Raw genomic sequence first — 12,724 nt, 5'->3', positions numbered from 1 at the left:
TCATGGGATCAATGATCATGCTAGCCCGCCGATGCGCGTCGCAGCCGTGGTCCGGTTTGCGACGATCGCCACGTCGTAGGCTGTCGATCATGTCGAGCACCGAACAGGTAGCGAGAACGTCGGGGCTGACCGCCGACGAGGTGGCACAGCGGATGCGGGACGGCCGGGTCAACGACGTCCCCGAGCGCGCCGCCCGGTCGGTGTCGGACATCGTCAAGGCCAACGTCTTCACCCGGATCAACGCGATCCTCGGCGTCCTGCTGGTCCTGGTCCTGGTGACCGGTTCCTACATCGACGCGATGTTCGGCCTGCTGATCGTCGCCAACAGCGTCGTCGGCATCGTGCAGGAGCTGCGGGCCAAGCGGACCCTGGACGCGCTGGCGATCGTCGGCCGCGCGGAGCCGGTGGTGCGCCGCGACGGCGCCGCGCGGCCGGTGCCGCCGAACGAGGTGGTACTCGACGACATCATCGAACTCGGTCCGGGCGACCAGATCGTCGTCGACGGCGAGGTGATCGAGTCCGGGCAATTGGAGATCGACGAGTCGCTGCTGACCGGTGAGGCCGATCCGATCGACAAGGCCGTCGGCGACCGGGCGATGTCGGGCAGCTACGTGTCCGCCGGATCCGGCGCCTACCGGGCCACGAAGGTCGGCCGCGACGCCTACGCCGCGAAGCTGTCCGCCGAGGCCAGCAAGTTCACACTGGTGAACTCGGAGCTGCGCAGTGGCATCGACACCATCCTGAAGGTGATCACCTGGCTGCTGATTCCGGCGGGCCTGGTCACCATCTACAACCAGCTGTTCTCCAGCCACCAGTCCTGGCGCGACGCCCTCGACGGCATGGTCGCGGCCCTGGTCCCGATGGTGCCGGAGGGTCTGGTGCTGATGACCTCCGTGGCCTTCGCGGTCGGCGTGGTCCGGCTCGGCCGCCGGCAGTGCCTGGTCCAGGAGCTGCCGGCCATCGAGGGCCTGGCCCGGGTCGACGTGGTGTGCGCCGACAAGACCGGCACGCTCACCGAGAACGGCATGACGCTGTCGGAAGTCCGTGCGGTGGGCGATGTTCCGGAGGATCGGCTGCGAGAGGTGCTGGCCGCCATGGCCGCCGCCGATCCGCGCCCGAACGCCAGCATCGCCGCGATCGCCGAGGCGCTGCCGGACGGCCCGGCCTGGGAGCCCACCGCCGTCGCGCCGTTCTCCTCGGCGAAGAAATGGAGCGGAGTCTCCTACGGCGAGCGCGGCAACTGGCTGCTCGGCGCGCCCGACGTGCTCCTGGACGCCGGCAGCGAGATCGCCCGCACCGCACAGGATCTCGGCGGCCAGGGCCTGCGCGTGCTGCTGCTCGCCCGCGGCGACCGCGGGGTCGACGCCGCCGACGCCCCCGGCACGGTCACCCCCGCGGCGCTGGTGGTGCTGGACCAGAAGGTCCGTCCCGACGCCCGGCCCACCCTGGAGTACTTCGCCGACCAGCAGGTGGCGATCAAGGTGATCTCCGGCGACAACGCCGTCTCGGTGGGCGCGGTGGCGACCTCCCTGGGCCTGCCCGGCGGCGACCACGCGGTGGACGCCCGCACCCTGCCCGACGGCGCCGCCGACCTGGCCGACGTGCTCGACCACGAGACCACCTTCGGCCGGGTGCGCCCGGATCAGAAGCGCGCCATGGTCGGTGCGCTGCGCTCGCGCGGCCACACCGTCGCGATGACCGGCGACGGCGTCAACGACGTGCTGGCGCTCAAGGACGCCGACATCGGCGTCGCGATGGGGTCGGGCAGCCCCGCCACCCGCGCGGTGGCGCAGATCGTGTTGCTGGACAACAGATTCGCCACCCTGCCGTACGTGGTGGGGGAGGGCCGGCGGGTGATCGGCAACATCGAGCGGGTGTCGAATCTGTTCCTCACCAAGACCGTCTACTCGGTACTGCTGGCCTTCACCGTCGGCATCGTGGGGATCGGATCCCAGGTGTTCCACTACGATCCGCTGCCGTACCCGTTCCTGCCCCGGCACGTCACGATGGTGGCCTGGTTCACCATCGGCATCCCCGCCTTCATCCTGTCGCTGGCGCCCAACAACGAAAGGGCGCGAACCGGTTTCGTGCGCCGGGTGCTGCGGCTGGCGGTGCCGTCCGGGGTGGTGATCGGCACGGTCACGTTCGTCGCCTACCTGTTCGCCTACCGGGGCGCGGAGGCGTCCGAGGAGCAGCAGGTGCGCGCGGGCACCACCGCCCTGATCACGCTGCTGATCGTCGCGGTGTGGGTGCTGGCGATCGTGGCGCGGCCGTGGAACTGGTGGAAGATCCTGCTGATCGCCGGTTCGGTGGCGTTCTACCTGGTGTTGTTCGCGGTCCCGTTCACCCGGCACTTCTTCCGGCTGGACCCCTCGGATGTGGCCCTGACGTCGGTGGCGGTGGGCTGCGGGGCGATCGGCATCGTGCTGGTGACCGCCGCCTGGTGGTACCTCGGCGAGCGGCGCGGCCTGCTGCCGTCGGCTCCGGCGGTCGAAAAGAGCTGAACCCGGCCATCTTTCGGGAAGCCAACTGGTCGGCCGATATGGCGCGCCGTGAACCGCGTTGTGCCGCGTGTTGATTGGCCGACGCGGGTACCTTCGGCGGTATGGAGGTTCTGCTGCATCAGATCGATGCGTTCGCCGACGCGCCGTTCACCGGAAACCCGGCGGCGGTGATGCCGCTGCTGTCCTGGCTGTCCGACGACCTGCTGCAACAGCTCGCCGAGGAGAACAATCTCGCCGAAACGGCCTTCTACACTTCGGCTCTGCCGATCGGGGCCGGCCTCCCGCCGGGCGAGGGCCCGGCGTTCCACCTGCGCTGGTTCACCCCGATGCTCGAGGTCGACATGTGCGGTCACGCGACGTTCGCGACCGCCGCCTACCTGCTGGAGGATATGCACCCGGAGGCGGAGCAGGTGCAGTTCTTCACCCGCAGCGGCTGGCTGTCGGTCGAGCGCGCGGGCGACGCGCTGCGGATGAGCCTGCCCGCCCTGCCGTCGATCGACGTCGAGCCCGATCCGGCGCTGGCCGCCGCGCTCGGGGTGCGCCCGCTGCGCGCGCTGTCCGGCCAGGACGAGATCATCGTGGTCGCCACCGAGCACGAAGTCCGCAGCGCCCGACCGGATTTCGGGGCCTTCCCGCCGCTGCCCCGGGGCGTGATCCTGACCGCGCCCGGCGACAGCGCCGATTTCGTCTCCCGCTTCTTCGCTCCCGGCGCCGGCATCCCCGAGGATCCGGTCACCGGATCCGCGCACGCCCAGCTGACCCCGTTGTGGAGCCGCGACTTCGGCCGCGCCGAGTTGTCCGCCCGGCAACTGTCGCGCCGCGGCGGCCTGCTGCACTGCGCCCTCGCCGGCGACCGGGTGCTGCTGACCGGTCACTGCCACCGCTACCTCGACGGCGTGGTCCAGCTGCCCGATTGAAAGCCGATGGCCCGCAGAACGTCTGCGCTCCCCGCCGCGCGGCCGCCCGGTGTAGGGGCCGAATTCGCTTGCAGGACACGAGTTCGACCCGAACCCGCAGCGGAACCCGACACAATAGTCACCCGTACGCAGTAATCTGGCGCCACCCCGGTCGCCCGCGATCGGGGTGGCCCGGCCGCCCACCTGATGAGGGGCGAGCGGCCGGGCACTCCCGGACCGGATGGCGCCGCAGCGCCTCCGGCCGGCCGGTAGCCACGCGGTGCGGTCGCGTTCACCTCACAACGCCGGGCCGGCAGCGGTGAAATCGGGGCAACACGGCCCAACACGGTGGCAATCGCCGACTGATCGATCGGCAACACCCCGGTGTTGTCATGGTCGCCATGAGCGTCACAGAACCCACCACGATCTATGAGCGGATCGGCGGCCGCGAAGCGCTGGAAGTGGTTGTCGACTCCTTCTACATCCGTGTCATGGCCGATCCGGAACTCGCCGGATTCTTCACCGGCACCAACATGTCCCGGCTGAAGGGCAAGCAGGTCGAATTCTTCGCCGCCGCCCTGGGCGGCCCCGACCCCTACACCGGCGCCCCGATGAAGCAGGTGCACCAGGGCCGCGGCATCACGCTGCACCATTTCGGTCTGGTCGCCGGCCACCTGTCCGACACCCTGACCGCCGCCGGGGTTCCGCCGGAAATCGTCGAGCAGATCATCGGCGCCGTCGCCCCGCTGTCCGGTGAGATCGCCTCGGGCGGCTGACAGGACCGTCACCTCACCCAGGGATTGCCTGCGCTGCCCAATGGGATCGCCGCGGCCTCTCGGCTTCCGGGATACGGTTCGGTGCGAACCGCACAGACGCGAGGCCCAGCGGGCATTCGAGGATGTGCACTACACCCGGTGCACCCCGCACCACCTCGGTCGTGCGGGCGCACCAGGGTTGCGTCGTGTGCACCACCCGGGCGACGCGCGGGCCCTTGGCGTCCGGTGCGCACTTTCGCCCGACGTCAGCCCTTCACGCACAACACCTGGCGCAGTGTCGCGACCACCTCGACCAGATCCGCCTGGGCGGCGATGACCTCGTCGATGTCCTTGTAGGCGGCGGGAATCTCGTCGACCACCCCGGCGTCCTTACGGGACTCCACCCCCTCGGTCTGTGCGATCAGGTCCGCCACCGTGAACTGCTTCTTGGCGGCGCTGCGGCTCATCCGGCGTCCCGCGCCGTGCGAGGCGGACTCGAACGACGCCGGATTGCCCTTGCCACGAACCACATACGACCGCGTCCCCATGGAACCCGGGATCAGCGCGAGATCCCCGGCGCCGGCGCGCACCGCGCCCTTGCGGGTCACCAGCATCGGCACACCGTCGATGGTCTCCTCGGCCACGTAGTTGTGGTGGCAGGAGATCGGATCGTCGAATGTGACCGGCACTCCGGTGAATTCGTCCCGCACCGCCGAGCACACCAGCGCCAGCATCACCGCCCGGTTGCGGGCGGCGTATTCCTGCGCCCAGGTCAGGTCGCGCCGGTAGGCGGCCATCTCCGGTGTGCCGGACAGGAATACGGCCAGATCGCGATCGGGCAGATCCCGGTTGTGCGGCAGTGCCCGAGCCACGGTCATATGCCGCTCGGCCAGCTCCTTGCCGATGTTGCGGCTGCCCGAATGCAGCAGCACCCACACCCGATCGGTGGTGTCCAGGCACACCTCGATGAAATGGTTGCCACCCCCGAGGGTGCCCATCTGCTTGTGCGCCTTCGACTCCCGCGGTCCCGCGACCGGATCCAGCTCCGCGAACGCCCGCCAGAACCGCTGCCACCCGGCACGCAGGGTGGTGCCCGCGGCATGCTGCCCGACGACCCGCGCCTCCAACCGGGTCACGTCGACCGGATCGTCGTGCGCGGCGAACCCGACCGGAACCGCGCGCTCGATCCGGGTGCGCAGCCCGTGCAGGCCGGCGGGCAGGTCGGCGGCGGTCAGGGAGGTCCGCACGGCCTCCATCCCGCAGCCGATGTCGACCCCGACCGCGGCCGGGGCGACCGCGTCGCGCATGGCGATGACCGAACCGACGGTGGCGCCCTTGCCGAGATGCACGTCCGGCATCACGCGGACGCCGTGCACCCATTCCAGTTGCGCGATATTGCGCAACTGCCGCAACGCGGCCGGCTCGACCTCGTGCTCGTGGGCCCACATCAGCGTCTGCGCCCGGGTACCGCGCAGCTCGACGGGAAACATTCCGGACTCCTTCCAGCGGTGTACGTTTCCACCACGGTAGGAAACCGGACGCCCCGGGCGCATCCGATTTACGCCGTGTCGCGCCCCGAATCCGGATCGGTATCCGCCGCAATCCCGGTCAGGACACGAATATCGCTGGTGTGCAACGGAACCCGGGTACCCGCGGCGACCAGCGCGGCGAACCCGCCGTCGTCGGCCATGACCGTGACCGTGTACAGCCGTTCGCTCGCCGAGGTGTTGACGATCCGATGCGCGGAACCCGGCTGCAACACCAGGATGTCGCCCGCGGTCAGCTCGGCGACATGCTCGTCGCTGTAGGCGAGGGCCGTCCCGGCCAGCACCAGGAAGATCTCCGCCGAATCGGGATGCGAATTCACCGGCTGCGCCCCACCCGGTTCCCAGATTTCCAGGAAAACACTTGCGGCGGAACCGTGTTCGGGACCGGCGAGGGTGCACAACCGGACCGTGTCGGCCGGGGAGATGAGCGAGGCGTGCAGGTCGCCGAGGCGACGGACGACGGGCGGAGCGCCGGTCATGATGATTCCTTTCCGAGGGCGGGGGTGAGCAGGGTGACCGGTCCGCAGTCGTGCCGGACGACCGGATTCCCGAGCAGATCGGCGCCGGGCGCGGCGGCGGTGGTCCCGGCGAGCAGCGCGGCCGCCGCGGCAGCGACCTCGCCGGCCGCGCGCCCCGGAAGTTCGGTGATCAGGTTGTGCGCGGGCAGGATTCGCCGGATCGGCAGACCGGCCAGCCGCGCGGTGGACGCGGCGAAGGCCGCCGGATCGGCCCCCGGCCCGTGCAGCCAGTGTGCCGCGGTGAGCACGGTGTCACCGGACAGCAGCGTCCCGGAGGCGCGGTCGAACAGGCACAGCGCGTCGGGCGCGTGACCCGGCGTGTGCAGCACCTCGAACCGCCGATCCCCGAGGTCGAGGATCTCCCCGTCGGCGAGCGTCCGCGTGACCTCGGTGGCCGGAATCGCCCACCCGCTCAGATCCGGCAGCGCCCGCATCGCGTCGACCCGGGCCTGGCTGAAGAAGTATCGCCGATCCGCCTCCGCGAAGCGCCGATACGCGTCGACGACACCGGCCATCGCCGCCGCGTAGGCCCCGAGAAAGGCCGGATCGGCGGCGGCGTGCGCACATCCGGACGCCGGATTCCGCGCCGCCGGATGCGCCGCGAAGTCGGTGATGTCCGCGTGCGCGGCGAGATCGGCGTTCCCACCCCGGTGGTCGGTGTGGTGATGCGAGGAGACCACCAGGATCGGCAACGCCGTCAGCCCGCTGACGATCCGCGAGATCGCCGCGATCCCCATCCCGGAATCGAACAACAACGCCGACCGGCTGCCGACCACCAGATAACTGGCCACATGCCCGGGTTCGTTGATCAGGTACATCCCGTCGCCGAGATCGCGCACCGCGAACCACTCCTCGGCCACCGCGCAGAATTCCCCTCGCGCCGACCCCACGGGACCTCCAAAATGTTGATCACACTTACATCGGCAACCCTATTCGGACTGTATTGCGCCGACGTAAATCTCTCGGGACGGCCTCGGCATGAACCTCCACCCCTGTTGACCACCGCACCGGCCCGGCCGGTCAGCGTTCACACCGCCGTTACGCGACATGTTCATGCCATCAACATTTCTGGCTAGGCTCGGAACGGTGAGCAGCCCTCCCGTCACACCCGTCGACGAATTCCCCACCGACACCTCGATGTGGCGAGTGCTGCCGCCGGACGGCCCCCTGGTACCCGGCGACTACGGCCCCCTGAACCACGCGAGGGTGGCGGTGAAGGACCTCTTCGCCGTGGCCGGTCAGCAGATCGGCGCGGGCAACCCCGCCTGGCTCGCCGAGGCCCCCGTCGAAACCTCCCACGCCGACGCGGTCACCGCGCTGCTGAACGCCGGCGCCGACATCACGGGTATGGCCCTCACCGACGAGCTCGCCTTCTCCCTGGAAGGCGCGAACATCCACTACGGTGCGGTCCCCAATCCGGTAGCGCCGCAACACCTCTGCGGCGGATCCAGCAGCGGCCCGGCCGCCGCCGTGGCAGCGGGCGTCGCCGACATCGGCCTGGGCACCGACACCGCCGGCTCGATCCGGGTCCCCGCCTCCTACTGCGGACTGTACGGCCTGCGCACCACCCACGATGCCGTCTCCCGCACCGGATTACTCGGCCTGGCACCGAGTTTCGACACCGTCGGCCTGCTCACCCGAGACCTGGACCTGCTCACGCGAGCCGCCGACGCCCTACTGCCGCCGCAACCGCGGCATCCCATCACCACGATCCTGCTCGCCCCCAGCCTGATCGACCTGCTACCCGAATCGGCCCGAACCCTCTTCACGGCCGCGGTGCACGCCCTCGGAGTGGAGGTGCGACCGGTCGAGGTACCCCTGCCCGATCTCTCCGAAGCCACCGATCCGGGACCCGATCGCCCCGCCAGAGATTCGGTCCCGGCCGAAATCGACGATGCCGCAACGGGTATCGGGCCCGAGGTCGCGGTCTCCCGATCCGCTCTCCCGGCGGATCCCGCGCCGCCTGCCGTCGCGAGTGCTCCGTCACCCGACGTGGCGAGTGCCTCGTCAACCCACACGGCAAGCGCCCCGCCGCCTCACACGGTGAGTACCTCACTGCCTCACGGTCCGGGCCTTCCATCACCGCCGTCGTCAGATCGGCCCGACCGGCCCGCGTCCACCGAGGCCTTGACCGCCGTGCTCGCCGCCTTCCGGGCCGTGCAAGCGGCGGAAGCCTGGCGCCTGCACGGCGATTTCGTCACGAAGCATCCCGGCGCCCTCGCCCCCGAGATCGCCGCCCGATTCGAGTTCGGCCGTTCGGTCACCCCCGCAACCGAAGCCGAAGCCCGAGAAGTGTTGCGCCGCACCGCAAAAGCGTGGCATGCCGCACTACCCTCCGGCACCGCCTTCGCTCTCCCCGCGGCTGCCTCCCCGGCGCCGCACCGCAACGCCGACCCGGCCACCGTCGAATCGACCCGCCAGGCAACCCTCCGCCTGACCTGCCACGCCTCCCTGGCCGGCCTGCCCGCCCTGACCCTGCCCGGTCCGCAACTCGACGGCCTGCCCCTCGGCCTGTGCCTGCTCGCCGGCCCCGGCCAGGATCGTAGCCTGCTGTCCTTCGCGGCCCGCTCATGATCGGCCCGCCCTTCGCGGTCCCGCACCCCTGAAGACATCCGGACAGAAATGAGCAGCACCGTGCACGACCGAAATCGCTGGACGCTGACGCCGGACCGGGCCGATCTGCGCCGCCCCGCCCGCCCGCCCCGGTCGATCGAATTGTCCGCGCTCCCACAGGATCTGTCGCTGGACCTGGAGCGTGCGGCCTTGCTGATCGTCGACCTCCAGAACGATTTCTGCCACCCGGACGGCTGGCTGGCGAGCATCGGCGTCGACATCTCCGGCACCCGGGCAGCCGTCGAAACCGTCGCCGCCGCACTGCCCGCGGTGCGCGCCGCGCAAATCCCGGTGATCTGGGTGAACTGGGGCAACCGTCCCGATCGGGTCAACCTGCCCCCGAACGTGCTGCACGTCTACGACCCGGCCGGGGACGGCAACGGAATCGGCAGCCCCGCAAGCTCTCTCAGCACCGCCGTCCTGGAAGCGGGCAGCTGGGGCGCCGCAGTGGTCGACGACCTGACCATCGTGCCCGAGGATATCCGCATCGACAAATATCGCATGAGCGGATTCGTCGACACCCCACTGGATTCCGCACTCCGTAACCTCCGAGTGGACACCCTGCTGTTCGCGGGCGTCAACGCCGACCAGTGCGTCCTCGCCACCCTGATGGACGCCGCGAACATCGGCTACGACGTGGTCATGCTCACCGACGCCGTCGCCACCACCTCCCCTTCGTACTGCCTGGACGCCACCGTCTACAACGTCCGCCAGTGCTTCGGATTCACCGCCACCGCAGCGGATCTGGTAAAGACGCTGTAAGTCGGAGGGCAGGATCGTCGGCACGCGACCGGCCGGTCCGGCAGGTGCGCGACCGGCGACGCATGTCGTCCACGGCAACGAGCCAACGGGTGCGGGCTGCGGATGACGGGCCCGTGAGTTTCGAGGTTGAGCTCGAGACAGTTCGTCCGGCTGTCCCGAAATATTATGCGCGGCAACGCCGGATGCGTGTCCAGGTCTTCTCTCGACTGCCGTACCCCGGGCCAGTCGAAGGTGTCGACTCCTCCACTCGTGGCTCCTCCGGTGAGCGGCCCGATCCGGCAGGTCGATCGTGGCAACAGCAATACGGCCCAGTCGCGCGGGGCCGAACCGGAACAACGCTTCCCGGCGTTGATCGACCTCCTCTGTGCCGAGGCCGGGTAGCCCGGTGGAGGATCGGTGCCGCGACCGTCGCACCCCGACACGCCCGAATGCGCAGGTAGAGACAATTTTTCGCTAGCGTGTCCGATCCGGCGACGGATATCATGGGAACATGCGTTCGAGCCTGCAAGCAGTAGACGACCCCGCCGCGGAGGCTGCCCTCCGTGCGCTGGAGGCCGCTGCCGCTCAGGTCTCGGCCTTGTCCACCCAGGCACTCTCGAACCGCGACCGCCTCACATTGATCTCCAGGGTCGAGACGGTGGTGCGTATGCTTCCCGCGGCCGGTCTCGAGTGGATCGCGCAACTGCAGGAACAATGGTCGAATACGGAGTTCCCGGCCAACAATCTCGTGGATACGCTCGCCGACAGCCTCCGCATCACCCCGGCCGAAGCCCGTGCCCGCTGGCATGCCGCCGACGATCTGGCCCACCATGTCGGCATGACCGGGGAGGCGGTGGCACCGTTGTTGTCGGAGACGGCGGCAGCCCAGCGTGCCGGTGCGATCGCACCCGCACATGTGAAGATCATCCGCGATGTGATGCACCATCTGCCGGTCACCGTCGACGCGGCGACCCGCGCGGAAGCCGAGGTGATGCTCGCCGGTCACGCCCGTGAATTGCGTCCGGATCAGTTGCGGAAGGTCGCCGACAAGCTGGAGGCGTTGATCAACCCCGACGGGACGTTCACCGACGCCGATCGTGCCCGCCGGCGGGCGTTCACCATGGGCAGGCAAGGCCCCGACCTGATGTCGAAGTGCACCGTCGTCGCGGATCCCGAACTGCGCGCGTATCTGGAGGCGATCTTCGCGAAGTTCGCCAAGCCCGGCCTGCTGAACCCCGAGGACCCGGCGCCGCTGACCGATGGTGACCCGGACGAGGTTGTCGCACAACGCGATACCCGCAGCGCCCCGCAGCGTCAGCACGATGCGATCAAGGCGGTGCTGCGGGACGGTATCGCCTCGGGCAGGCTGGGGCAGCACCGTGGCCTCCCGGTCACCGTGGTGCTGTCGATGACGTTGCAAGAGCTGGAAGACGCTGTCGCTCAAACAACTGCGACGGGTTCGGCAGTCGAGATCTCCGGCCCCGCGGTGGCGACTGGTGGTGGCGCGATGATTTCGATCGGCGACGCCGTGCGGCTGGCATCGCACGCCCATCATTACCTCGCGGTGTTCGATCGCCACGACGGCCGCCCGCTCTACCTCGGCCGCGCGAAGCGGATCGCCTCCGCCGACCAGCGGATCGTCCTGCATGCCCGCGATATCGGCTGCACCTTCCCGGGCTGCACCAAACCCGGCTACCTGTGCCAGGTTCACCACCGTACCGATTGGGCCGCCGGTGGTAGCACCGACGCGGATCAGCTCACGTTCGTCTGCGAACCCCATCACCAGCAGGTCGGAACCCACTCCACCGGATGGGGCACCAGCCCTGCCGCGCCGGGAGCCCGCGACGCCGGTCGTACCCGATGGATCCCGCCGGTCCACATCGATCCAGCCCGGCGGCCGCGAGTCAACAAATATCATCATCCGGGCGAATACTTCGCGCCCACAACAGAACCGGTGTATCGAAAACCGAGCTGACCGAAGTGCCGATACCTGTCGCCACCCGCCCCGTCACCGACGGAGGCGGGCAGCGGCACGTGGTCGCCGTGCTGGTCGAGCGTCACCGGCACGTGGTCGCCATGCTGACCGAGCGTCACCGGCACGTGGCTGACATGCTGGACGAGCGCCGCCGGCATGCTAATTGTCGGCGATATCAACTGCGACACAGTCATTCTCACGCGCGTTCATCGGGCCTCTCCCGGTGTTTCCACTACAGCGCCGAGAACAGGGCAGTCAGGTAAGTTCGACGTGGTCATGACAGCTGTGCGCCGACTCCGAATCTGTGTGAACGGATCATGCCACAGGATCTCTACGGCTGGAGCGGTGGGCAGACATGCTGCTGGACAATGCTTTCCGCATCAGCGCCGGTCTACGGCTCATATGAAGTGAGTCGCGATCCGTATGCTGTCAGCTGTGACCAGATCCCGTGAGATCGTTACGGCAATGTTGGCCGATTCTCGAGAGCTCGCTGCTATCGATTGTCGAGGCGGAGGCAAGCGTCGCTGGTCCCGATGAGCTCGAATGCTGGGGCCGCGCTACATCGCGCCGACACGTCCCGGCTACCACCGCCGACCACAATCAAGCGGGACGCTGTACAAGGAATGAGAATGGCATGAAGAGGCCCACGGCGCTGGTAGGAGCTACGGTCGAACGCGTCGCATTCGACTGGCAGACTCGGCTTCTCCTGGTTGCCAGAAACCCGGACACGAGATACCGGGTGAACGCCGAGCTGGTGATCGAGACACCGTTCGTGTTGCGCGACGCCGACGGTCTACCGCACGAGCTCGAGCCCGGCACCGGCTCGGCCCAATCGTCCATGCTCGATCTGTTCACCAAGACCATCACTGACCTTCACATCGGCGACCGTGGAGCACTGACCCTGCATTTCGACAACGGCGCACAACTGTCCATCGACCCACATCCCGGCCACGAGTCCTGGAACCTCGCGGGCACGGGCATCGACGGGATCCTCATCGGCCCAGGCGGGGAAACCGACTGGGCCGAGTGAGTACAACCCACCGGCAACCACACATCACGAAGTCCGGGCTGGAGTGCTAGTCCGTATTCGACGGCCGCTCTCAGCGTAATTCGATCTGTTGCGCAATCTGTAGGGCAGATCGGTGATTCGGGTCTGAGTCTTCGTGTCCGCCGGT

General features: G+C 69.0%; 10 protein-coding genes. 7 read left to right on the top strand and 3 right to left on the bottom strand.

Going from position 1 to position 12,724, the window contains the following annotated elements:
• Positions 1 to 89 precede the first annotated feature (89 nt).
• The 3 genes from NRB56_RS05340 (at position 90) to NRB56_RS05330 (ending at position 4,176) form a co-directional block, all read left to right on the top strand.
• The gene (locus NRB56_RS05340) at positions 90 to 2,504 is read left to right on the top strand and encodes a cation-translocating P-type ATPase (protein ID WP_153339345.1); all 2,415 of its coding nucleotides are present in this window, start codon (positions 90 to 92) and stop codon (positions 2,502 to 2,504) included.
• Between the two features lie 101 nt (positions 2,505 to 2,605).
• Positions 2,606 to 3,421: a PhzF family phenazine biosynthesis protein gene (locus NRB56_RS05335; RefSeq protein WP_153339344.1), complete on the top strand. Its 816-nt coding sequence runs from the start codon at positions 2,606 to 2,608 to the stop codon at positions 3,419 to 3,421.
• 371 nt (positions 3,422 to 3,792) lie between these two features.
• Positions 3,793 to 4,176 carry a group I truncated hemoglobin gene (locus NRB56_RS05330; protein WP_153339343.1) on the top strand — a complete coding sequence of 128 codons (384 nt, stop codon included), beginning with the start codon at positions 3,793 to 3,795 and terminating at the stop codon, positions 4,174 to 4,176.
• Between the two features lie 245 nt (positions 4,177 to 4,421).
• On the opposite strand, the gene NRB56_RS05325 is transcribed toward NRB56_RS05330, so the two are convergent.
• The 3 genes from NRB56_RS05325 to NRB56_RS05315 all read right to left on the bottom strand — a co-directional run bounded on the left by NRB56_RS05325 (position 4,422) and on the right by NRB56_RS05315 (position 7,110).
• Positions 4,422 to 5,645 carry an RtcB family protein gene (locus tag NRB56_RS05325; protein ID WP_153339342.1) on the bottom strand — a complete coding sequence of 408 codons (1,224 nt, stop codon included), beginning with the start codon at positions 5,643 to 5,645 and terminating at the stop codon, positions 4,422 to 4,424.
• A gap of 68 nt (positions 5,646 to 5,713) precedes the next feature.
• Positions 5,714 to 6,181, bottom strand: coding sequence for a cupin domain-containing protein (locus NRB56_RS05320; protein ID WP_153339341.1), 468 nt, complete (start codon positions 6,179 to 6,181; stop codon positions 5,714 to 5,716).
• Positions 6,178 to 7,110, bottom strand: coding sequence for an MBL fold metallo-hydrolase (locus tag NRB56_RS05315; RefSeq protein WP_319942583.1), 933 nt, complete (start codon positions 7,108 to 7,110; stop codon positions 6,178 to 6,180). The genes NRB56_RS05320 and NRB56_RS05315 overlap by 4 nt, the downstream gene beginning before the upstream one ends.
• Positions 7,111 to 7,306: 196 nt before the next feature.
• Between NRB56_RS05315 and NRB56_RS05310 the strand changes: the two genes are divergently transcribed.
• The 4 genes from NRB56_RS05310 (at position 7,307) to NRB56_RS05290 (ending at position 12,579) form a co-directional block, all read left to right on the top strand.
• On the top strand, positions 7,307 to 8,794 hold the full coding sequence (locus NRB56_RS05310) for an amidase family protein (protein ID WP_319942582.1): 1,488 nt from the start codon (positions 7,307 to 7,309) through the stop codon (positions 8,792 to 8,794).
• A gap of 48 nt (positions 8,795 to 8,842) precedes the next feature.
• Complete coding sequence (locus tag NRB56_RS05305) at positions 8,843 to 9,595, top strand: cysteine hydrolase family protein (RefSeq protein ID WP_153339339.1); 753 nt, start codon at positions 8,843 to 8,845, stop codon at positions 9,593 to 9,595.
• A 490-nt stretch (positions 9,596 to 10,085) separates the two neighbouring features.
• A complete protein-coding gene (locus NRB56_RS05300; protein WP_153339338.1) occupies positions 10,086 to 11,549 on the top strand; it encodes an HNH endonuclease signature motif containing protein in 1,464 nt (487 codons plus the stop codon).
• A 634-nt stretch (positions 11,550 to 12,183) separates the two neighbouring features.
• Positions 12,184 to 12,579 (top strand): DUF6188 family protein, encoded by a 396-nt coding sequence (locus tag NRB56_RS05290; RefSeq protein ID WP_153339336.1) that lies wholly within the window; start codon positions 12,184 to 12,186, stop codon positions 12,577 to 12,579.
• Positions 12,580 to 12,724 lie beyond the last annotated feature (145 nt).

It is taken from the genome of Nocardia aurantia, assembly GCF_009604425.1.
GTDB classification, from domain to species: Bacteria; Actinomycetota; Actinomycetes; order Mycobacteriales; family Mycobacteriaceae; genus Nocardia; species Nocardia aurantia.
Note: the sequence above shows the minus strand (reverse complement) of the source record. Positions and strands in the feature narration are given on the sequence as shown.

Excerpts from the sequence above, each read along its gene's own strand:
- NRB56_RS05290 (WP_153339336.1), top strand. The coding sequence starts at position 12,184 with ATGAAGAGGCCCACGGCGCTGGTAGGAGCTACGGTCGAACGCGTCGCA.
- NRB56_RS05300 (WP_153339338.1), top strand. The coding sequence starts at position 10,086 with ATGCGTTCGAGCCTGCAAGCAGTAGACGACCCCGCCGCGGAGGCTGCC.
- NRB56_RS05335 (WP_153339344.1), top strand. The coding sequence starts at position 2,606 with ATGGAGGTTCTGCTGCATCAGATCGATGCGTTCGCCGACGCGCCGTTC.
- NRB56_RS05305 (WP_153339339.1), top strand. The coding sequence starts at position 8,843 with ATGAGCAGCACCGTGCACGACCGAAATCGCTGGACGCTGACGCCGGAC.
- NRB56_RS05340 (WP_153339345.1), top strand. The coding sequence starts at position 90 with ATGTCGAGCACCGAACAGGTAGCGAGAACGTCGGGGCTGACCGCCGAC.
- NRB56_RS05325 (WP_153339342.1), bottom strand. The coding sequence starts at position 5,645 with ATGTTTCCCGTCGAGCTGCGCGGTACCCGGGCGCAGACGCTGATGTGG.
- NRB56_RS05330 (WP_153339343.1), top strand. The coding sequence starts at position 3,793 with ATGGTCGCCATGAGCGTCACAGAACCCACCACGATCTATGAGCGGATC.
- NRB56_RS05320 (WP_153339341.1), bottom strand. The coding sequence starts at position 6,181 with ATGACCGGCGCTCCGCCCGTCGTCCGTCGCCTCGGCGACCTGCACGCC.